At 55.9% G+C, this 19,984-nt stretch carries 16 protein-coding genes; 15 read left to right on the top strand and 1 reads right to left on the bottom strand.

The features are described from left to right. Positions 1 to 7 precede the first annotated feature (7 nt). The 13 genes from AAE045_RS17015 to lpxC all read left to right on the top strand — a co-directional run bounded on the left by AAE045_RS17015 (position 8) and on the right by lpxC (position 16,105). Positions 8 to 1,774: a peptidoglycan glycosyltransferase FtsI gene (locus AAE045_RS17015; RefSeq protein ID WP_455548737.1), complete on the top strand. Its 1,767-nt coding sequence runs from the start codon at positions 8 to 10 to the stop codon at positions 1,772 to 1,774. Further along, positions 1,761 to 3,248, top strand: a complete 1,488-nt coding sequence (murE, locus tag AAE045_RS17010) for a UDP-N-acetylmuramoyl-L-alanyl-D-glutamate--2,6-diaminopimelate ligase (protein ID WP_455548736.1) — start codon at positions 1,761 to 1,763, stop codon at positions 3,246 to 3,248. Before AAE045_RS17015 ends, murE begins: the two co-directional genes overlap by 14 nt. After that, positions 3,245 to 4,603 (top strand): UDP-N-acetylmuramoyl-tripeptide--D-alanyl-D-alanine ligase, encoded by a 1,359-nt coding sequence (murF, locus tag AAE045_RS17005; protein ID WP_455548735.1) that lies wholly within the window; start codon positions 3,245 to 3,247, stop codon positions 4,601 to 4,603. The genes murE and murF overlap by 4 nt, the downstream gene beginning before the upstream one ends. Next, the gene (mraY, locus tag AAE045_RS17000) at positions 4,597 to 5,679 is read left to right on the top strand and encodes a phospho-N-acetylmuramoyl-pentapeptide-transferase (RefSeq protein ID WP_455548734.1); all 1,083 of its coding nucleotides are present in this window, start codon (positions 4,597 to 4,599) and stop codon (positions 5,677 to 5,679) included. Before murF ends, mraY begins: the two co-directional genes overlap by 7 nt. A gap of 2 nt (positions 5,680 to 5,681) precedes the next feature. Further along, a complete protein-coding gene (gene murD / locus AAE045_RS16995; protein WP_455548733.1) occupies positions 5,682 to 6,998 on the top strand; it encodes a UDP-N-acetylmuramoyl-L-alanine--D-glutamate ligase in 1,317 nt (438 codons plus the stop codon). Further along, on the top strand, positions 6,998 to 8,242 hold the full coding sequence (gene ftsW, locus AAE045_RS16990) for a cell division protein FtsW (RefSeq protein ID WP_455548732.1): 1,245 nt from the start codon (positions 6,998 to 7,000) through the stop codon (positions 8,240 to 8,242). Before murD ends, ftsW begins: the two co-directional genes overlap by 1 nt. After that, the gene (gene murG, locus AAE045_RS16985) at positions 8,239 to 9,306 is read left to right on the top strand and encodes an undecaprenyldiphospho-muramoylpentapeptide beta-N-acetylglucosaminyltransferase (RefSeq protein ID WP_455548731.1); all 1,068 of its coding nucleotides are present in this window, start codon (positions 8,239 to 8,241) and stop codon (positions 9,304 to 9,306) included. Before ftsW ends, murG begins: the two co-directional genes overlap by 4 nt. Positions 9,307 to 9,380: 74 nt before the next feature. Then, entirely contained in the window at positions 9,381 to 10,856 is a 1,476-nt protein-coding gene (gene murC, locus AAE045_RS16980; protein ID WP_455548730.1) for a UDP-N-acetylmuramate--L-alanine ligase, read from the top strand. Continuing rightward, complete coding sequence (locus AAE045_RS16975) at positions 10,849 to 11,769, top strand: D-alanine--D-alanine ligase (RefSeq protein ID WP_455548729.1); 921 nt, start codon at positions 10,849 to 10,851, stop codon at positions 11,767 to 11,769. Before murC ends, AAE045_RS16975 begins: the two co-directional genes overlap by 8 nt. A gap of 1 nt (position 11,770) precedes the next feature. Beyond that, complete coding sequence (gene ftsQ / locus AAE045_RS16970) at positions 11,771 to 12,607, top strand: cell division protein FtsQ (RefSeq protein ID WP_455548728.1); 837 nt, start codon at positions 11,771 to 11,773, stop codon at positions 12,605 to 12,607. Between the two features lie 2 nt (positions 12,608 to 12,609). Further along, positions 12,610 to 13,866 (top strand): cell division protein FtsA, encoded by a 1,257-nt coding sequence (gene ftsA / locus AAE045_RS16965; protein WP_455426935.1) that lies wholly within the window; start codon positions 12,610 to 12,612, stop codon positions 13,864 to 13,866. Positions 13,867 to 13,929: 63 nt separating this feature from the next. After that, positions 13,930 to 15,087 carry a cell division protein FtsZ gene (gene ftsZ / locus AAE045_RS16960; RefSeq protein WP_455426936.1) on the top strand — a complete coding sequence of 386 codons (1,158 nt, stop codon included), beginning with the start codon at positions 13,930 to 13,932 and terminating at the stop codon, positions 15,085 to 15,087. 100 nt (positions 15,088 to 15,187) lie between these two features. Beyond that, positions 15,188 to 16,105, top strand: a complete 918-nt coding sequence (lpxC, locus tag AAE045_RS16955; protein WP_455426937.1) for a UDP-3-O-acyl-N-acetylglucosamine deacetylase — start codon at positions 15,188 to 15,190, stop codon at positions 16,103 to 16,105. Between the two features lie 15 nt (positions 16,106 to 16,120). Here the strand turns inward: lpxC and AAE045_RS16950 are convergent, their stop codons facing one another. Then, complete coding sequence (locus AAE045_RS16950; protein WP_455548727.1) at positions 16,121 to 16,630, bottom strand: DUF721 domain-containing protein; 510 nt, start codon at positions 16,628 to 16,630, stop codon at positions 16,121 to 16,123. A gap of 22 nt (positions 16,631 to 16,652) precedes the next feature. Between AAE045_RS16950 and secM the strand changes: the two genes are divergently transcribed. Continuing rightward, on the top strand, positions 16,653 to 17,156 hold the full coding sequence (secM, locus tag AAE045_RS16945) for a secA translation cis-regulator SecM (RefSeq protein WP_455548726.1): 504 nt from the start codon (positions 16,653 to 16,655) through the stop codon (positions 17,154 to 17,156). Between the two features lie 66 nt (positions 17,157 to 17,222). Then, positions 17,223 to 19,928 (top strand): preprotein translocase subunit SecA, encoded by a 2,706-nt coding sequence (gene secA / locus AAE045_RS16940; RefSeq protein ID WP_455548725.1) that lies wholly within the window; start codon positions 17,223 to 17,225, stop codon positions 19,926 to 19,928. Positions 19,929 to 19,984: the final 56 nt, after the last annotated feature.

Genomic DNA, 19,984 nt, shown 5'->3' with positions numbered 1-19,984 from the left:
GCGACAGATGAGAGCAGCGGCAAAAAAGCTTAAACCAAAACGCCAGGAAGAGCAGGCCAACTTTATCGGTTGGCGTTTTGCGTTGCTTTGCGGTTGCATCCTGTTAGCGCTGGCGTTCCTGTTAGGCCGCGTTGCCTGGCTGCAGATCATCGCGCCTGACATGCTGGTGCGCCAGGGCGATATGCGCTCCCTGCGCGTTCAGGAAGTCTCAACCTCACGCGGCATGATCAGCGATCGTGCCGGGCGTCCGTTAGCGGTCAGCGTACCGGTAAAAGCAATTTGGGCGGATCCTAAAGAGCTGCACGACGCCGGGGGTATCACTCTCGATAACCGCTGGAAGGCGCTGGCCGACGCGCTGAAAATCCCGCTTGACCAGCTTGCCTCCCGCGTTAACAGCAACCCGAAAGGGCGCTTTATCTACCTGGCCCGTCAGGTTAACCCGGACATCGGCGACTACATCAAAAAACTGAAGCTGCCGGGGATTCACCTGCGCGAAGAGTCCCGCCGTTATTATCCTTCTGGCGAAGTCACTGCTCACCTCATCGGTTTTACCAACGTCGACAGTCAGGGCATTGAGGGCGTTGAAAAAAGCTTCGATAAATGGCTTACCGGCCAGCCCGGCGAGCGCGTCGTGCGTAAAGACCGCTACGGCCGCGTTATCGAAGACATTTCCTCTACCGACAGCCAGGCAGCCCATAACCTGGCTTTAAGCATTGATGAGCGCCTGCAGGCGCTGGTTTACCGCGAGCTCAACAACGCCGTGGCGTTCAACAAGGCCGAGTCGGGCAGCGCCGTGCTGGTGGATGTGAATACCGGCGAAGTACTGGCGATGGCGAACAGCCCGTCCTACAACCCGAACAACCTGAGCGGCACGCCGAAAGACATCATGCGTAACCGCACCATCACCGACGTGTTTGAGCCAGGCTCAACCGTGAAACCGATGGTGGTGATGACCGCGCTCCAGCGCGGCGTCGTGCAGGAAAACTCTGTGCTGAACACCGTACCGTACCGCATCAATGGTCATGAGATTAAAGATGTGGCGCGCTACAGCGAATTGACCCTCACCGGGGTGCTACAGAAGTCGAGTAACGTCGGGGTTTCCAAACTGGCGTTAGCGATGCCCTCCTCAGCGTTAGTAGATACTTACTCACGTTTTGGACTGGGAAAAACGACCAATTTGGGGTTGGTCGGGGAACGCAGTGGCTTATATCCTCAAAAACAACGGTGGTCTGACATAGAGAGGGCCACCTTCTCTTTCGGCTACGGGCTAATGGTAACGCCGTTACAGTTAGCGCGAGTCTACGCAACGATTGGCAGCTACGGGGTTTACCGCCCGCTGTCGATAACCAAAGTTGATCCGCCGGTGCCCGGCGAACGTATCTTCCCGGAGTCCACCGTCCGCACCGTTGTCCACATGATGGAAAGCGTGGCCCTGCCGGGTGGTGGCGGCGTAAAAGCAGCCATTAAGGGCTACCGTATCGCGATTAAAACCGGTACGGCGAAGAAGGTTGGCCCGGACGGGAAATACATCAACAAATACATCGCCTACACCGCGGGCGTCGCGCCGGCCAGCAACCCACGCTTTGCGCTGGTGGTGGTCATCAACGATCCGCAGGCGGGTAAATACTACGGTGGTGCCGTATCCGCACCGGTATTCGGTGCCATCATGGGCGGCGTATTACGCACCATGAACATCGAGCCGGACGCGCTGGCAACCGGTGAAAAAAGTGAATTTGTAATTAATCAGAAAGAGGGATCAGGTGGCAGATCGTAATTTGCGCGACCTTCTCGCTCCATGGGTGCCAGTTGCCCCGGAGAGAGCACTGCGAGAGATGACACTCGACAGCCGCGTGGCGGCTTCGGGCGACCTTTTTGTGGCGGTGGTCGGTCATCAGGCGGACGGGCGTCGGTATATCCCGCAGGCGATTGCGCAGGGCGTAGCTGCCGTCGTGGCTGAAGCAGACGGCGTTGCCCAGGACGGCGAAATCCGTGAGATGCACGGCGTGCCGGTGATTTACCTCAGCCAGCTGCATCAGCGTCTCTCTGCCCTGGCAGGCCGTTTTTACCATGAGCCATCCTCCGCTCTGCGTCTGGTTGGCGTGACCGGCACTAACGGTAAAACCACTACCACGCAGCTGCTGGCGCAGTGGGCCACTCTGCTGGGCGAAACCAGTGCCGTCATGGGCACGGTGGGCAACGGGCTGTTAGGTCAGGTTATACCGACCGAGAACACCACCGGCTCCGCCGTGGACGTCCAGCAAATCCTCTCTAACCTGCGTGAGCAGGGTGCTTCTTTTGCCGCGATGGAAGTCTCCTCCCACGGTCTGGTGCAGCATCGCGTTGCGGCGCTGAAATTCCAGGCCTCCGTGTTCACCAACCTGAGCCGCGATCACCTGGACTACCATGGCGATATGGCCGGCTACGAAGCGGCTAAATGGCTGCTGTTCTCCGAACACGAAAGCGGGCAGGCCATCATCAACGCTGATGACGAAGTGGGCCGTAAGTGGCTGGCTCGTCTGCCGGATGCCGTAGCAGTGACTATGGAAGATAACCTGCAGCCCGGCTGCCGTGGACGCTGGCTGAAAGCAACCAATGTGCATTATCACGATGGCGGTGCCACTATCCAGTTCAGCTCCTCCTGGGGCGATGGCGAAATTGAAAGCCGCCTGATGGGCGCGTTTAACGTCAGCAATCTGCTGCTGGCGCTGGCTACGCTGCTGGCGCTGGGCTATCCGCTTGAAGATCTCATGAAAACCGCCCAGCGGTTACAGCCCGTTTGCGGGCGTATGGAAGTATTCACCGCACCGGGTAAAACAACCGTAGTGGTGGATTACGCGCATACGCCGGACGCGCTTGAAAAAGCGCTCCAGGCCGCTCGTCTGCACTGCACGGGCAAACTGTGGTGCGTATTTGGCTGCGGCGGGGACCGCGACAAGGGCAAACGTCCAATGATGGGTGCCATTGCTGAACAGTATGCCGATGTGGTTGTGGTCACCGATGACAACCCAAGAACCGAAGAACCGAAAGCCATCGTCAACGATATTCTGGCTGGCATGCTCGACGCAGGCCGCGCTTATGTGGTTGCTGGCCGTGCCGAAGCCGTAACCAACGCCATCATGCAGGCCAAAGAGAATGATGTGGTGCTGGTGGCGGGTAAAGGCCATGAGGATTATCAGATCGTTGGCAATCGTCGTCTCGACTATTCCGACCGCGTAACCGCCGCTCGCCTGCTGGGAGTTGTAGCATGATCCGCGTAGCGCTCAGCAAACTGGCAGAAACCCTGCCTGGCCAGCTGCATGGTGCAGATGCTGATATAACTGATGTCACCACCGATACGCGCAAACTGACGCCGGGTTGCCTGTTTGTGGCGCTGAAAGGCGAACGTTTCGACGCGCATGATTTCGCGCAGGATGCCGTCAACGGCGGGGCTGGCGCACTGCTGGTGAGCCGTAAACTGCCAATCGACGTGCCGCAGCTGGTCGTTGAGGACACTCGTCTGGCGTTTGGCCAGCTGGCCGCGTGGGTTCGTCAGCAGGTACCAACCCGCGTGGTTGCCCTGACCGGTTCATCCGGGAAAACCTCTGTAAAAGAGATGACGGCAGCGATTTTGCGCCAGTGCGGGAACACGCTGTACACCGCCGGTAACCTGAATAACGACATCGGCGTGCCGATGACCCTGCTGCGCCTGACCCCAGAGTATGACTATGCGGTCATTGAGCTCGGCGCCAACCATCAGGGTGAAATTGCCTGGACGGTAGGGCTGACACGCCCTGAAGCCGCGCTGGTCAATAATCTGGCGGCTGCACACCTGGAAGGATTTGGTTCACTTGCCGGTGTGGCAAAAGCGAAAGGCGAAATTTATGCCGGTTTACCCGCTAACGGCATCGCGATCCTTAACGCCGACAATAACGACTGGCTCAACTGGCAGGAAGTGATTGGCGAACGTAAAGTCTGGCGCTTCTCACCGAATGCGGCGGACAGCGATTTCACCGCGACCAGTCTTCATATCACCACACACGGCACAGAGTTCACGCTGCAGACCCCAACGGGCGACGTGGATGTGATCATGCCGCTGCCGGGCCGCCATAACATTGCTAACGCCCTGGCAGCCGCCGCGCTGGCCATGGCCGTGGGTGCGCCTCTGGAAGCGATTAAAGCCGGTCTGGCAGAGCTTAAGGCTGTACCGGGCCGCCTGTTCCCGATTCAACTGTCCGAAACGCAGCTGTTACTGGATGACAGCTACAACGCGAACGTCGGCTCGATGACCGCAGCGGCTCAGGTACTGTCTGAAATGCCCGGTTTCCGCGTGATGGTGGTCGGCGACATGGGCGAGCTGGGCAAAGATGCCCAGCACTGTCACCGTGAGGTGGGGGAAGCGGCGAAGGCTGCAGGAATCGACCGTGTGTTAAGCGTTGGCACGCTGAGCGAAATAATCAGCAAAGCCTCAGAAGTTGGTGAGCATTACAGCGATAAAAAAGCCGTGCTGGAGCGCCTGAAAGCGCTGCTCGCGGAGCATTCGATAATGACTATTTTAGTGAAAGGTTCACGTAGTGCGGCCATGGAAGAGGTGGTTCGCGCATTACAGGAGAAAGGTACATGTTAGTTTGGCTGGCCGAACATTTGGTCAAATACTATTCCGGCTTTAACGTCTTTTCCTATCTGACGTTTCGCGCCATCGTCAGCCTGCTGACCGCGCTGTTCATCTCTTTGTGGATGGGCCCGCGCATGATCGCACGTTTACAGGAACTCTCTTTCGGCCAGGTCGTGCGTAACGACGGCCCGGAATCTCACTTTAGCAAGCGCGGCACGCCGACAATGGGCGGGATCATGATCCTGACGTCGATTGTGATATCCGTGCTGATGTGGGCTTACCCTTCTAACCCCTATGTCTGGTGCGTACTGTTTGTGCTGGTTGGCTACGGCGCGATTGGCTTTGTGGATGACTACCGTAAGGTGGTGCGTAAAGACACTAAGGGCTTGATTGCACGGTGGAAGTACTTCTGGATGTCGATCATTGCCCTGGCCGTGGCCTTCACCATGTATATCGCCGGAAAAGGAACGCCAGCCACCGAGCTGGTTGTACCGTTCTTTAAGGACGTGATGCCGCAGCTTGGCCTGTTCTATATCCTGCTGGCTTACTTCGTCATCGTCGGCACCGGTAACGCCGTGAACCTTACCGACGGGTTGGATGGGCTTGCCATCATGCCAACCGTGCTGGTTGCCGGGGGCTTTGCGCTTGTCGCCTGGGCAACGGGTAACATCAAGTTCGCTGAATATCTGCACATTCCTTATCTGCGTCATGCGGGTGAGCTGGTTATCGTCTGTACGGCGATTGTCGGTGCGGGTCTGGGCTTCCTGTGGTTCAACACCTATCCGGCTCAGGTCTTTATGGGCGATGTCGGCTCGCTGGCCCTGGGCGGCGCGTTAGGCACAATTGCCGTGCTGCTGCGCCAGGAGTTCCTGCTGGTGATTATGGGCGGCGTGTTCGTGGTTGAAACCCTTTCCGTCATTCTGCAGGTCGGATCCTTCAAGCTGCGCGGTCAGCGCATCTTCCGTATGGCGCCGATTCACCACCACTATGAACTGAAAGGCTGGCCGGAGCCGCGCGTCATCGTGCGCTTCTGGATTATCTCACTGATGCTGGTCCTTATTGGCCTGGCTACCCTGAAGGTGCGTTAATCATGGCAGATTACCAGGGTAAAAAAGTCGTCATTATCGGGTTAGGATTGACCGGACTGTCGTGCGTGGACTTCTTCCTTGCCCGCGGCGTGACGCCGCGCGTGATGGATACCCGCATCGCTCCGGCAGGCCTGGATAAACTGCCTGCGGCGGTCGAACGCCATTTGGGCAGCCTGAACGAAGACTGGCTGCTGGCAGCTGATTTAATCATCGCAAGCCCTGGTATGGCTTTGGCACTCCCGGCATTAAGCAAAGCGGCGGAGAACGGCGTAGAAATCATTGGTGACATTGAACTGTTCTGCCGCGAAGCGCAGGCACCGATAGTCGCCATCACCGGTTCTAACGGTAAAAGCACCGTGACGACGCTGGTCGGCGAAATGGCGAAAGCGGCAGGGGTTAACGTTGGGGTCGGGGGCAATATTGGCCTGCCGGCGCTGATGCTTCTCGAGCAGCACTGCGAGCTGTACGTGCTTGAACTGTCCAGCTTCCAGCTTGAAACAACCCACAGCCTGAAAGCGGCGGCGGCCACGATCCTCAACGTAACCGAGGATCATATGGATCGCTACCCGTTTGGCCTCCAGCAGTACCGTGCGGCCAAACTGCGGGTTTATGAAAATGCTGCCGTTTGCGTGGTGAACGCGGATGATGCGCTGACCATGCCGGTACGCGGCGCAGACGAGCGCTGCATCAGCTTCGGCGTGGACGTGGGTGATTATCACCTTAACCGTCAGCAGGGCGATACCTGGCTGCGCGTCAAAGGTGAGAAGGTGCTGAACACCAAAGAGATGAAAGTGGTGGGGCAGCATAACTACACTAACGCGCTGGCAGCGCTGGCGCTGGCGGATGCGGTGAAGCTCCCGCGTTCCAGCAGCCTGAAGGCGCTGACCACCTTCACCGGTCTGGCCCATCGCTTCCAGCTGGCCTACGAACATAACGGCGTACGCTGGATTAACGATTCAAAAGCTACCAACGTTGGCAGCACCGAAGCGGCGCTGAACGGCCTGCACGTTGATGGCACGCTGCATCTGCTGCTGGGCGGCGACGGCAAATCTGCTGATTTCTCCTCCCTCGCGCCATATCTGCAAGGTTCCAGCGTTCGTATTTATTGTTTCGGCCGCGACGGCGCGGAGCTGGCGCAGCTGCGTCCTGATATCGCCGAGCAGACCGAAACTATGGCGCAGGCAATGGCGCTTATCGGCCCGCGCGTCCAGCCTGGCGATATGGTTCTGTTATCGCCAGCCTGTGCCAGCCTCGACCAGTTCAAAAACTTTGAGCAGCGCGGCGACGTCTTTACCCAATTAGCGAAGGAGCTTGGCTGATGCGTTTATCACTCCCTCGCCTGCGTATGCCACGTATTCCAGGATATGCCATCCTGGCATGGGTGTCAGCGGCGTTAAAAGGCTGGGTGATGGGCTCCCGCGAGGGCGACTCCAACAGCATGGTGCTTTATGACCGTACCCTGCTGTGGCTGACGTTTGGTCTGGCAGCTGTAGGTTTTATTATGGTGACCTCGGCGTCCATGCCCGTGGGTCAGCGCCTTGCAAACGATCCGTTCCTCTTTGCGAAGCGTGACGGGCTTTACATCATTCTGGCCTTTGCGCTCTCCATGATAACGCTGCGCCTGCCAATGGAGTTCTGGCAGCGTCACAGTACCGCCATGCTGCTGCTGTCCATCGCCATGCTGCTGATTGTACTGGTGGTGGGAAGCTCGGTTAACGGTGCGTCCCGTTGGATTGCCTTCGGTCCGCTGCGTATTCAGCCTGCTGAATTTACCAAGCTATCTCTGTTCTGTTACCTGGCGAACTACCTGGTGCGCAAGGTCGACGAAGTCCGTAACAACCTTCGCGGATTCCTGAAGCCGATGGGCGTGATTCTGGTGATGGCGGTTCTGCTGCTGGCCCAGCCTGACCTCGGTACCGTCGTTGTGCTGTTCGTGACCACGCTCGCGATGCTGTTCCTCGCCGGGGCGAAACTCTGGCAGTTCCTGGCCATCATCGGCATGGGGATTTCGGCGGTTATCCTGCTGATTCTTGCCGAACCATATCGTATTCGCCGAGTGACCTCCTTCTGGAACCCGTGGGAAGATCCGTTTGGCAGCGGCTACCAGCTGACGCAGTCTCTGATGGCATTCGGACGCGGTGAACTCTGGGGCCAGGGCTTAGGAAACTCGGTGCAAAAACTGGAGTATCTGCCGGAGGCACACACGGACTTTATCTTCTCCATTATCGGCGAAGAACTGGGATATATCGGTGTGGCACTGGCATTAATGATGGTATTCTTCGTCGCTTTTCGTGCGATGTCCATCGGGCGACGCGCCCTCGATATGGACCAGCGTTTCTCGGGCTTTCTGGCCTGTTCAATCGGCATCTGGTTCAGTTTCCAGGCGCTGGTGAACGTAGGGGCAGCCGCGGGGATGCTGCCAACGAAAGGCCTGACGCTGCCGCTCATCAGTTACGGCGGCTCCAGCCTGTTAATTATGTCTACGGCAATCGTGATGTTGCTGCGAATCGATTATGAAACGCGTCTGGCGAAGGCCCAGGCGTTTACGCGGGGTGTGCGATGAGCAATCAATCCCGGCGGTTAATGGTGATGGCGGGCGGCACCGGGGGACACGTTTTCCCGGGGCTTGCGGTAGCACATCATCTGATGGACCAGGGCTGGCAGGTTCGCTGGCTCGGCACCGCCGATCGAATGGAAGCGGACCTGGTGCCGAAACATGGCATTGAAATCGACTTTATCCGTATTTCAGGCCTGCGCGGGAAAGGGCTGAAAGCAATGATGCTTGCTCCGGTGCGAATCTTTAACGCCTGGCGGCAGGCGAGGGCGATCATGAAAGCTTATCGCCCGCAGGTCGTGCTCGGTATGGGGGGTTATGTCTCAGGCCCGGGTGGTCTGGCAGCGTGGTCGCTTGGCATTCCGGTTGTGCTTCACGAACAAAACGGGATTGCGGGCCTGACGAACAAGTGGCTGGCAAAAATCGCTAAGAAAGTTATGCAGGCATTCCCGGGCGCATTTCCGAATGCGGATGTTGTTGGGAATCCGGTCCGTACGGACGTGCTGGCACTCCCACTGCCGCAAGAGCGTTTTGCTGGCCGTGAGGGGCCGGTACGCGTACTGGTAGTCGGTGGCTCCCAGGGAGCGCGCGTGCTTAACCAGACCATGCCACAGGTAGCCGGGCGACTCGCTGGAGCCGTCACTATCTGGCACCAGTGTGGTAAAGGCGCTCAGGCTGTCGTGCAGCAGGCTTATGCCGAGGCCGCACAGCCCCAGCATAAAGTGACCGAATTTATTGATGACATGGCTGCCGCCTACGCATGGGCAGACGTTGTGGTTTGCCGCTCCGGTGCCTTAACCGTCAGCGAGATCGCGGCCGCAGGCTTGCCTGCGCTGTTTGTCCCCTTCCAGCATAAAGACCGTCAGCAATACTGGAACGCGCTGCCGCTGGAAAAGGCTGGCGCCGCAAAAATACTCGAGCAGCCGCAGTTTACCGTGGATGCCGTTACCGAAACGCTCACCGGATGGGACAGGGCAACGTTGCTGGCGATGGCCGAACGTGCGCGCGCTGCCTCCATTCCTGACGCCACCGAGCGGGTAGCCAAAGAAGTAAGCGCCGCAGCACTGGCGTAAAGATTTAAAGGTTGTGGGCGGAAAGCCGTCCGTGAATTTTTGATGTAATGGCGCAATGCGCTGTAGGTTAGAGAATGAATACACAACAACTGGCGAAACTGCGTTCTATCGTGCCCGAGATGCGTCGCGTCCGGCACATTCACTTCATTGGCATCGGCGGCGCCGGTATGGGCGGTATTGCCGAAGTTCTGGCCAATGAAGGCTATCAGATTAGCGGTTCCGACCTGGCGCCGAATCCGGTCACGCAGCAGTTGTCGGCACTGGGTGCCACTATTTATTTTAATCATCGCCCGGAAAACGTGCGTGATGCGAGCGTTGTGGTGGTTTCAACGGCTATTTCCCAGGATAACCCGGAAATCGTTGCCGCTCATGAAGCTCGTATTCCGGTCATCCGTCGCGCTGAAATGCTGGCCGAACTGATGCGTTTTCGCCACGGCATTGCCATTGCGGGAACGCACGGCAAGACCACCACAACCGCGATGGTTTCAAGCATTTATGCAGAAGCTGGCCTGGACCCAACGTTCGTTAACGGCGGTCTGGTAAAAGCAGCGGGAACCCACGCTCGCCTGGGGCACAGCCGTTATTTGATCGCGGAAGCGGATGAGAGCGATGCGTCATTCCTCCACCTGCAGCCGATGGTCTCTGTTGTCACCAACATCGAAGCTGACCATATGGATACCTACCAGGGCGACTTCGAAAATTTAAAGCAGACGTTCATTAATTTCCTGCACAATCTGCCGTTTTATGGTCGGGCAGTGATGTGCGTGGACGACCCGGTTATCCGTGAGCTGCTGCCACGCGTAGGCCGCCAGACAACGACCTACGGCTTCAGCGACGATGCTGACGTGCGCATTGAGTCCTACCAGCAGAAAGGCCCGCAGGGTCATTTCACCATCGTGCGCCGGGATTTGCCTGAGCTGCATGTAACGCTGAACGCACCGGGACGCCATAACGCATTGAACGCAGCGGCGGCGGTTGCTGTGGCTACGGAAGAAGGTATTGAAGACGAAGCCATTCAGCGCGCGCTGGAAAGCTTCCAGGGTACCGGGCGTCGTTTTGATTTCCTGGGCGAATATCCTCTTGCGCCGGTCAATGGCAAAGAAGGTAGCGCAATGCTGGTGGACGACTACGGTCACCATCCGACGGAAGTGGATGCGACGATTAAAGCTGCTCGCGCCGGCTGGCCGGATAAAAATCTGGTTATGATCTTCCAGCCGCATCGCTTTACGCGCACGCGTGACCTGTATGACGACTTTGCTAACGTCCTGTCTCAGGTAGATTCTCTGCTGATGCTGGACGTTTATGCTGCAGGTGAGGCTGCTATTCCTGGTGCTGACAGCCGTTCGCTGTGTCGTACCATTCGCGGCCGCGGTAAAGTTGACCCGATTCTGGTGCCGGATGCGCTCCAGGTCGCCGATATGCTGGCACCGGTATTAACCGGAAATGACCTGATCATCGTGCAAGGGGCGGGTAACGTCGGTAAAGTGGCTAAGAACCTGGCTGAAATCAAATTACAGCCTCAGGCTAAAGAGGAGGACCATCATGGCTGATAAAGTTGCTGTTTTGCTGGGTGGAACTTCCGCTGAACGTGACGTGTCTTTGCAGTCGGGGGCCGCAGTGCTGGCCGGGCTGAAAGAAGGCGGTGTTGATGCCCATGGCATCGATCCCAAAGAGACTGCCGTAACTGAACTCAAAAATCAGGGTTTTGACAAAGTATTCATCGCCTTACATGGGCGTGGCGGCGAAGACGGCACCTTACAGGGGCTGTTAGAGTTCCTGGAGTTACCTTATACCGGCAGCGGCGTAATGGCTTCGGCCATCACCATGGATAAACTGCGCACCAAACTGCTCTGGCAGGGCGCTGAATTGCCGGTTGCTCCGTGGGTTGCGTTAACGCGCCGCGACGTAGAAGCGGGCATTACAGCGACCACGGTGGAACGCATCGCGCAGCTAGGCTTGCCGGTTATCGTGAAGCCGAGCCGCGAAGGTTCAAGCGTTGGCATGTCTAAGGTCGATGACGTGGCAGCGCTGCCCGCAGCGCTGGAGCTGGCCTTTAAACATGATGAAGAAGTGCTGATCGAGAAGTGGCTGAGCGGCCCTGAATACACGGTAGCGATCCTCGGTGAGGAAATATTACCTTCAATTCGTATTCAACCGGCAGGAACCTTCTATGATTATGAGGCGAAGTATCTCTCTGATGAAACTCAGTATTTCTGCCCAAGCGGTTTAATCGAACAGCGAGAGCAAGAATTGCAGGCATTAGTGCTGCAGGCATGGCAAGTTTTAGGCTGTAGCGGCTGGGGACGAGTAGACGTCATGCTCGATAGCGACGGGCAGTTTTATCTGCTGGAAGTGAACACATCTCCGGGCATGACCAGCCATAGCCTGGTGCCGATGGCGGCACGCGAGGCTGGAATGACCTTTTCGCAGCTGGTAGTACGTATTCTGGCGTTGGCGAACTGATATGTCACAGGCAGCCCTGAATGCGCGTAACCGCGAGGAAGAACAAGCAGCCAGCAGCAGTCGTCGCAGTAACGGCGGGCGCCTGGCAGGCATTATCTTCCTGAGCGCGGTGCTGTTTACGGTGTTTATCGGCGGCTGGATTGTGGTCGGCTGGATGGAAGATGCTCAGCGTCTGCCGCTCTCTAAGCTGGTTGTCACGGGTGACAGACACTACACGCGCAACGACGATATTCGCCAGTCCATCCTGGCGCTGGGGCCCCCGGGCACCTTTATGACCCAGGATGTGAATATCATCCAGCAGCAGATCGAACGTCTGCCGTGGATTAAACAGGCGAGTGTAAGAAAGCAGTGGCCGGACGAATTGAAGATTCATCTGGTTGAATTTGTTCCCATCGCGCGCTGGAATGATCAGCATATGATTGACGCCGAAGGTAATTCCTTCAGCGTGCCGGCAGAACGCACAGGAAAGCAGACTTTACCGATGTTATCTGGCCCGGAAGGGAGTGAAGGTGAAGTGTTGCAGGGCTATCGCGCAATGGGCGAAGTGCTGGCAAAGGATAAATTTACGTTGAAAGAAGCGGCAATGACCGCTCGTCGTTCCTGGCAGCTGACGCTGAACAACGGCATCAAACTTAATCTTGGCCGGGGCGATACGATGAAACGCCTGAGTCGCTTTGTGGAATTGTATCCCATTCTGCAACAGCAGGAACAAGCCGATGGCAAGCAGGTAAGCTACGTCGACTTGCGGTATGACTCTGGCGCGGCGGTGGGCTGGCAGCCCGCTCCCGTACAGGACGCTAATCCTAATCAGCAACAGAATCAGGCACAGGCAGAATAACAATGATCAAGGCGACGGACAGAAAACTGGTAGTAGGACTGGAGATCGGGACCGCGAAGGTCGCCGCTTTAGTAGGGGAAGTTCTGCCCGACGGTATGGTCAATATTATCGGTGTGGGTAGCTGTCCATCCCGTGGTATGGACAAAGGTGGCGTAAACGATCTTGAATCGGTCGTGAAATGCGTGCAGCGCGCGATTGACCAGGCGGAACTGATGGCGGACTGCCAGATTTCTTCGGTCTATCTGGCGCTGTCAGGCAAACATATTAGCTGCCAGAACGAAATTGGTATGGTGCCTATCTCTGAAGAAGAGGTGACGCAGGAAGACGTCGAAAACGTCGTTCATACCGCAAAATCGGTGCGCGTTCGTGACGAACATCGCGTTCTGCATGTTATCCCGCAGGAATACGCCATCGATTATCAAGAAGGGATCAAAAATCCGGTAGGGTTATCGGGTGTGCGCATGCAGGCCAAAGTGCATTTGATCACCTGCCATAACGATATGGCAAAAAACATTGTTAAAGCCGTTGAACGTTGTGGTCTTAAAGTTGACCAACTCATTTTCGCCGGACTGGCAGCAAGCTATGCCGTATTAACAGAAGACGAACGTGAATTAGGTGTCTGCGTAGTTGATATCGGTGGTGGTACAATGGATATCGCGGTTTACACTGGCGGCGCGCTGCGCCACACCAAAGTTATCCCTTATGCAGGAAACGTGGTGACCAGTGATATCGCTTATGCCTTCGGTACGCCGCCAAGCGATGCCGAAGCCATTAAAGTCCGCCACGGTTGTGCGCTGGGGTCGATTGTTGGCAAAGACGAGAACGTAGAGGTGCCAAGCGTGGGTGGGCGTCCCCCTCGCAGCCTGCAACGTCAGACGCTTGCTGAAGTCATTGAGCCGCGCTATACCGAGCTGTTAAACCTGGTCAATGAAGAGATATTGCAGTTACAAGAGCAGCTTCGCCAGCAGGGTGTGAAGCACCACCTGGCGGCGGGGATTGTGTTAACCGGCGGCGCGGCACAGATTGAAGGCCTTGCGGCCTGTGCTCAACGCGTGTTCCATACGCAGGTACGTATAGGACAGCCGTTAAATATTACTGGCCTGACTGATTACGCCCAGGAGTCGTACTACTCGACTGCCGTTGGCTTGCTGCACTACGGGAAGGAGTCTCATCTCAGTGGTGAAGCAGAAGTGGAAAAACGCACCTCCGTCAGCTCGTGGGTTAAGCGATTCAACAGCTGGCTGAGAAAAGAGTTTTAAATTTTATAAGAGACCGGACAAAATTAGCGGTCTCAGGCGACAGGCACAAAACGGAGAGAAACTATGTTTGAACCTATGGAACTGACCAACGACGCGGTGATTAAAGTCATCGGCGTCGGTGGCGGCGGCGGTAATGCCGTTGAACACATGGTGCGCGAGCGCATCGAAGGCGTTGAATTCTTCGCAGTCAATACCGACGCGCAGGCGTTACGTAAGACTGCTGTAGGCCAGACTATCCAGATTGGTAATGCTGTTACCAAAGGTCTGGGCGCTGGAGCCAACCCTGAAGTGGGCCGTACCGCTGCGGAAGAAGACCGTGATGCGTTACGTGCAGCTCTCGAAGGGGCTGACATGGTATTTATCGCTGCGGGCATGGGCGGTGGTACCGGTACTGGTGCAGCACCTGTTGTTGCCGAAGTAGCAAAAGATTTGGGTATCCTGACCGTTGCCGTTGTGACCAAGCCTTTCAACTTCGAAGGTAAGAAGCGCATGGCTTTTGCGGAGCAGGGTATCGCCGAGTTGTCCAAGCATGTGGACTCCCTGATCACCATTCCAAACGACAAGCTGCTGAAAGTGCTGGGTCGTGGCATCTCTCTGCTGGATGCATTCGGTGCGGCAAACGACGTGCTGAAAGGGGCGGTGCAGGGTATTGCAGAACTGATTACTCGTCCGGGTCTGATGAACGTCGACTTCGCTGACGTGCGTACCGTGATGTCCGAAATGGGTTATGCCATGATGGGCTCCGGCGTTGCCAGCGGTGAAGACCGTGCAGAAGAAGCGGCCGAAATGGCTATCTCCAGCCCGCTGCTGGAAGATATCGACCTGTCTGGCGCGCGCGGCGTGCTGGTTAACATCACCGCTGGCTTCGACCTGCGTCTGGATGAGTTTGAAACCGTGGGTAACACTATCCGTGCATTCGCCTCTGATAACGCTACCGTGGTTATCGGTACCTCTCTGGATCCAGAGATGAACGACGAACTGCGCGTGACCGTAGTTGCTACCGGTATTGGTATGGACAAGCGTCCAGAAATTACTCTGGTAACCAACAAGCAGCAGCAGGTTCAGCAGCCTGTTATGGATCGCTACCAGCAGCACGGTATGGCACCCCTGACTCAGGAGCAAAAACCAGCTGCGAAAGTGGTTAACGACAATACGCCACAGACCGCGAAAGAACCTGATTACCTGGATATTCCAGCATTCCTGCGTAAGCAAGCTGATTAAGAATAAACCGGAAGTTGGGCATCTCCGCTCTTTGTGCTAAACTGGCCCACCGTTAGTGATATACACTTCGGTTGGATAGTTAATTTGGCGAGATTAAACGATGATCAAACAAAGGACACTTAAACGTATCGTTCAGGCGACTGGTGTCGGTTTACATACCGGCAAAAAGGTCACACTGACGTTGCGCCCTGCGCCGGCCAATACCGGGGTCATCTATCGTCGCACTGACTTGAATCCTCCGGTAGATTTTCCGGCAGATGCCAAATCCGTGCGTGATACCATGCTCTGTACTTGCCTGGTGAACGAGCACGATGTGCGGATTTCTACCGTTGAGCACCTTAACGCCGCCCTGGCTGGGCTGGGTATCGACAATATTGTTATTGAAGTCGATGCGCCAGAAATTCCAATCATGGACGGTAGTGCGGCGCCGTTTGTCTACCTGCTGCTTGATGCCGGGATTGACGAACTGAACTGCGCGAAGAAATTTGTGCGGGTCAAAGAGACGGTTCGCGTTGAAGATGGCGATAAATGGGCTGAATTCAGACCGTACAATGGTTTCTCGTTGGACTTTACCATCGACTTTAACCATCCGGCGATTGATGCCAGCACCCAGCGTTACAGCATGAACTTCTCTGCTGACGCCTTTATGCGCCAGATCAGCCGTGCTCGTACTTTCGGTTTTATGCGTGATATCGAATATCTGCAGTCCCGTGGTTTGTGCCTGGGCGGCAGCTTCGATTGTGCCATCGTTGTTGACGATTATCGCGTACTGAACGAAGACGGCCTGCGTTTTGAAGACGAATTCGTTCGTCACAAAATGCTGGATGCCATCGGTGACTTGTTCATGTGTGGCCACAATATTATCGGCGCGTTTACCGCCTATAAATCGGGTCATGCCCTGAACAACAAACTGTTGCAGGCAGTGTTAGCGAAGCAGGAAGCCTGGGAATGGGCAACCTTCGAAGACGACGCTGAACTTCCGCTGGCATTTAAAGCACCGACTATGGTGCTGGCGTAACGCCAACGCTCACGATTACGACTGGTTTTTATTGGTACTCTCTCCGGCCAATGAAGCCAGTCGTTCTATCGCTGCTCTCAGTTTTTCCGGGCTACGTTTAGCCACCTCTCGTAATGCCTCCGCACTCTGCTCGCTTAATTCCCGATTGACCTCAAACTGTCCGTTTGGCATCTGAATGCTGTTTTCTTGTACGGAATCATTGCCAATTGCCGCCAGCGAGGGATTAATCCTGATGTCGATTGACGTCAATGATGGTAGTATTTGTGCGCGTAATGCACTTAGCAGCGTGGATTGTTCATAGCGTAATCGCATCAACCAGCTGGCATTCGCCGTTTCGATAACGAGAACTCCCTGTCGGAAGTTTGCAACCCGGCACCAGGGATGCAACTGAGCAGGCAATATGCCTCTCACTGCATGGTTGAGCCGCAGCAAGGCCGTCGCGCGCTGCTGTACGTTTTGTAAAACGCTCTTTGCACCGGCCTCGTCGAACAGAATTTCTAAAGATTGCGGGCGACTATCGCGCATACATTAAGCTCCGGCGGAAAAAGTGATTGGTATTCTAAATCGTTGGCGACAATTTGGCAGACGTTATTTCTGGCCGCATCTCCTGTTGGGGATGGTCGCGGCGAGTTTTGGCATGCCTGCGCTCAGCGGAAATACCGAACATGCAACCCCGGCGGAAACCTCTGCCAGCTCGCAGGACTATCTTAACCAGGTCAGCTTCAATAGCCTTGTATTATTGCAGGAAAGCACCCGGCGACCGACGTTTACCGTGGATTACTGGCATCAGCATGCCATTCGTACGGTTATTCGCCACCTCTCTTTTGCCATGGCGCCTCAGGTGCTACCTGTGGAAGAGAGTCTGCCCCTTCAGGCTCAGCATCTCGCTTTACTGGATACGCTCAACGCGTTGCTTACCCAGGAAAGCAAGCCACCCGTCATTGTCCGCCGCATTTCACTCTGGCAGCGCCCCGCAGTCGCGACATTTATGCCCGCGCTGTGGATAAGCCAGGTGCAGGGGATCCGCGCCGGTCCCGAACGCCTCAGCTAAACAAAATATCCTTATATTATAACACCATTTGTCGATCTGCTTTGAGCAGGCGTTTGAGAATTTATTATGCTAATCAAGTTATTAACTAAAGTCTTTGGTAGTCGGAACGACCGTACTTTACGTCGTATGCGTAAAGTTGTGACCATGATCAACGGTCTGGAACCGACCATGGAAAAGCTCACCGACGATGAGCTGAAGGCGAAAACCGTTGAGTTTCGCGCCCGTCTTGAAAAGGGCGAAGTGCTGGAAACTTTAATTCCAGAGGCCTTTGCCGTTGTGCGTGAAGCAAGTAAGCGTGTGTTCGGCATGCGCCACTTCGACGTGCAGCTGCTTGGCGGTATGGTGCTGAACGACCGCTGCATCGCGGAAATGCGTACGGGTGAAGGTAAAACGCTGACTGCGACGCTGCCTGCCTATTTGAATGCGTTAAGCGGTAAAGGCGTACACGTTATTACCGTGAACGACTATCTTGCCCAGCGAGATGCCGAAAACAACCGTCCGCTGTTCGAGTTCCTTGGGCTGAGCGTTGGCATCAACCTGCCAGGCATGCCAGCACCGGCGAAGCGTGAAGCTTATGCAGCTGACATCACCTACGGTACCAACAACGAGTACGGTTTTGACTATCTTCGCGACAATATGGCATTTAGCCCGGAAGAGCGCGTGCAGCGCAAACTGCATTACGCGCTGGTGGATGAGGTTGACTCAATCCTTATCGATGAGGCCCGTACGCCGCTGATCATCTCCGGCCCGGCCGAAGACAGCTCCGAGCTGTACAAAAAAGTGAATAAAATCATCCCGCACCTGATCCGTCAGGAAAAAGAAGATTCCGACACCTTCGAAGGTGAAGGCCACTTCTCCGTGGATGAAAAATCTCGTCAGGTTAACCTCACCGAGCGCGGTCTGGTTCTGATTGAAGAGCTGCTGATGAACGAAGGCATGATGGAAGAGGGCGAGTCTCTGTACTCGCCAACTAACATTATGCTGATGCACCATGTAACCGCCGCGCTGCGCGCCCACGTGCTGTTCACCCGCGACGTTGACTACATCGTCAAAGATGGCGAAGTCATCATCGTTGATGAGCACACCGGCCGTACCATGCAGGGTCGCCGCTGGTCTGATGGTCTGCACCAGGCTGTCGAAGCCAAAGAAGGCGTGGATATCCAGAACGAAAACCAGACGCTGGCGTCTATCACCTTCCAGAACTACTTCCGTCTGTATGAGAAACTGGCCGGTATGACCGGTACCGCGGACACCGAAGCGTTCGAATTCAGCTCGATCTACAAACTTGATACCATCGTGGTGCCAACGAACCGTCCGATGATCCGTAAGGACATGCCTGACCTGGTCTACATGACCGAGCTGGATAAAATCGGCGCTATCATCGAAGACATCAAAGAGCGGACTACCAACGGCCAGCCCGTTCTGGTGGGTACCATCTCCATCGAGAAATCCGAAGTGGTTTCCGCTGAGCTGACGAAAGCAGGTATCAAGCACAACGTTCTGAACGCCAAATTCCACGCTAACGAAGCAGGCATCGTTGCCCAGGCGGGTTACCCGGCGGCAGTGACTATCGCAACCAACATGGCGGGTCGTGGTACGGATATCGTACTGGGCGGCAGCTGGCAGGAAGAAGTTGCTCAGCTTGAAGATCCAACCCCTGAGCAAATCGCCCAGATCAAAGCCGACTGGCAGATTCGCCACGACGCTGTTCTGGCATCCGGTGGTCTGCACATCATTGGTACCGAGCGTCACGAATCCCGCCGTATCGATAACCAGCTGCGCGGCCGTGCTGGTCGTCAGGGTGATGCGGGTTCTTCTCGTTTCTACCTGTCGATGGAAGACGCCCTGATGCGTATTTTTGCCTCAGATCGCGTTTCCAGCATGATGCGCAAACTGGGTATGAAGCCTGGCGAAGCGATTGAACACCCGTGGGTCACCAAAGCGATTGCTAACGCCCAGCGTAAGGTAGAAAGCCGCAACTTCGATATTCGTAAGCAGCTGCTGGAATACGATGACGTGGCAAATGACCAGCGTCGCGCGATTTACTCCCAGCGTAACGAACTGCTGGACGTGAGCGACGTTAGCGAAACCATCAGCAGCATCCGTGAAGATGTGTTTAAAACCACGATTGATGCGCACATCCCGCCGCAGTCGCTGGAAGAGATGTGGGACGTACAGGGTCTGGAAGAGCGTCTGAAAAATGACTTCGACCTCGATATGCCAATCAAAGAGTGGCTGGACAAAGAGCCAGAGCTGCATGAAGAGACGCTGCGTGAGCGCATTCTGCAGAACGCGATAGAAGTTTATCAGCGTAAAGAGGAAGTGGTCGGCGTCGAGATGATGCGTCACTTTGAGAAAGGCGTCATGCTGCAGACTCTGGATTCCCTGTGGAAAGAGCATCTGGCAGCAATGGACTACCTGCGTCAGGGTATCCACCTGCGCGGCTACGCGCAGAAGGATCCGAAGCAGGAATACAAGCGCGAGTCCTTCTCGATGTTTGCGGCCATGCTTGAATCGCTGAAGTACGAAGTCATCAGCACGCTGTGTAAAGTCCAGGTTCGCATGCCGGAAGAAGTGGAGGCGATGGAGCAGCAGCGCCGCGAAGAGGCCGAGCGTCTGGCCCAGATGCAGCAGCTGAGCCACGTCGACTCAGAAACACAGGCAGCACAGGAACTGGCAGCAGAATCCGGTGAGCGCAAAGTGGGCCGTAACGATCCGTGCCCATGCGGTTCCGGTAAGAAATTTAAGCAGTGCCACGGCCGTCTGAGCTAAGCACCTACTGAAAGATAAAGGCGCAGCTTGCTGCGCCTTTTTTACAGGGATCATCT

It is taken from the genome of Dryocola clanedunensis, from assembly GCF_038405435.1.
Classification (GTDB): Bacteria; Pseudomonadota; Gammaproteobacteria; order Enterobacterales; family Enterobacteriaceae; genus Dryocola; species Dryocola clanedunensis_A.
Note: the sequence above shows the minus strand (reverse complement) of the source record. Positions and strands in the feature narration are given on the sequence as shown.

Bases quoted from the DNA above. Each gene is read 5' to 3' on its own strand.
- AAE045_RS17015 (WP_455548737.1), top strand. From the start codon at position 8: ATGAGAGCAGCGGCAAAAAAGCTTAAACCAAAACGCCAGGAAGAGCAG.
- murF (WP_455548735.1), top strand. From the start codon at position 3,245: ATGATCCGCGTAGCGCTCAGCAAACTGGCAGAAACCCTGCCTGGCCAG.
- mraY (WP_455548734.1), top strand. From the start codon at position 4,597: ATGTTAGTTTGGCTGGCCGAACATTTGGTCAAATACTATTCCGGCTTT.
- murD (WP_455548733.1), top strand. From the start codon at position 5,682: ATGGCAGATTACCAGGGTAAAAAAGTCGTCATTATCGGGTTAGGATTG.
- ftsW (WP_455548732.1), top strand. From the start codon at position 6,998: ATGCGTTTATCACTCCCTCGCCTGCGTATGCCACGTATTCCAGGATAT.
- murG (WP_455548731.1), top strand. From the start codon at position 8,239: ATGAGCAATCAATCCCGGCGGTTAATGGTGATGGCGGGCGGCACCGGG.
- murC (WP_455548730.1), top strand. From the start codon at position 9,381: ATGAATACACAACAACTGGCGAAACTGCGTTCTATCGTGCCCGAGATG.
- AAE045_RS16975 (WP_455548729.1), top strand. From the start codon at position 10,849: ATGGCTGATAAAGTTGCTGTTTTGCTGGGTGGAACTTCCGCTGAACGT.
- ftsQ (WP_455548728.1), top strand. From the start codon at position 11,771: ATGTCACAGGCAGCCCTGAATGCGCGTAACCGCGAGGAAGAACAAGCA.
- ftsA (WP_455426935.1), top strand. From the start codon at position 12,610: ATGATCAAGGCGACGGACAGAAAACTGGTAGTAGGACTGGAGATCGGG.
- ftsZ (WP_455426936.1), top strand. From the start codon at position 13,930: ATGTTTGAACCTATGGAACTGACCAACGACGCGGTGATTAAAGTCATC.
- lpxC (WP_455426937.1), top strand. From the start codon at position 15,188: ATGATCAAACAAAGGACACTTAAACGTATCGTTCAGGCGACTGGTGTC.
- AAE045_RS16950 (WP_455548727.1), bottom strand. From the start codon at position 16,630: ATGCGCGATAGTCGCCCGCAATCTTTAGAAATTCTGTTCGACGAGGCC.
- secA (WP_455548725.1), top strand. From the start codon at position 17,223: ATGCTAATCAAGTTATTAACTAAAGTCTTTGGTAGTCGGAACGACCGT.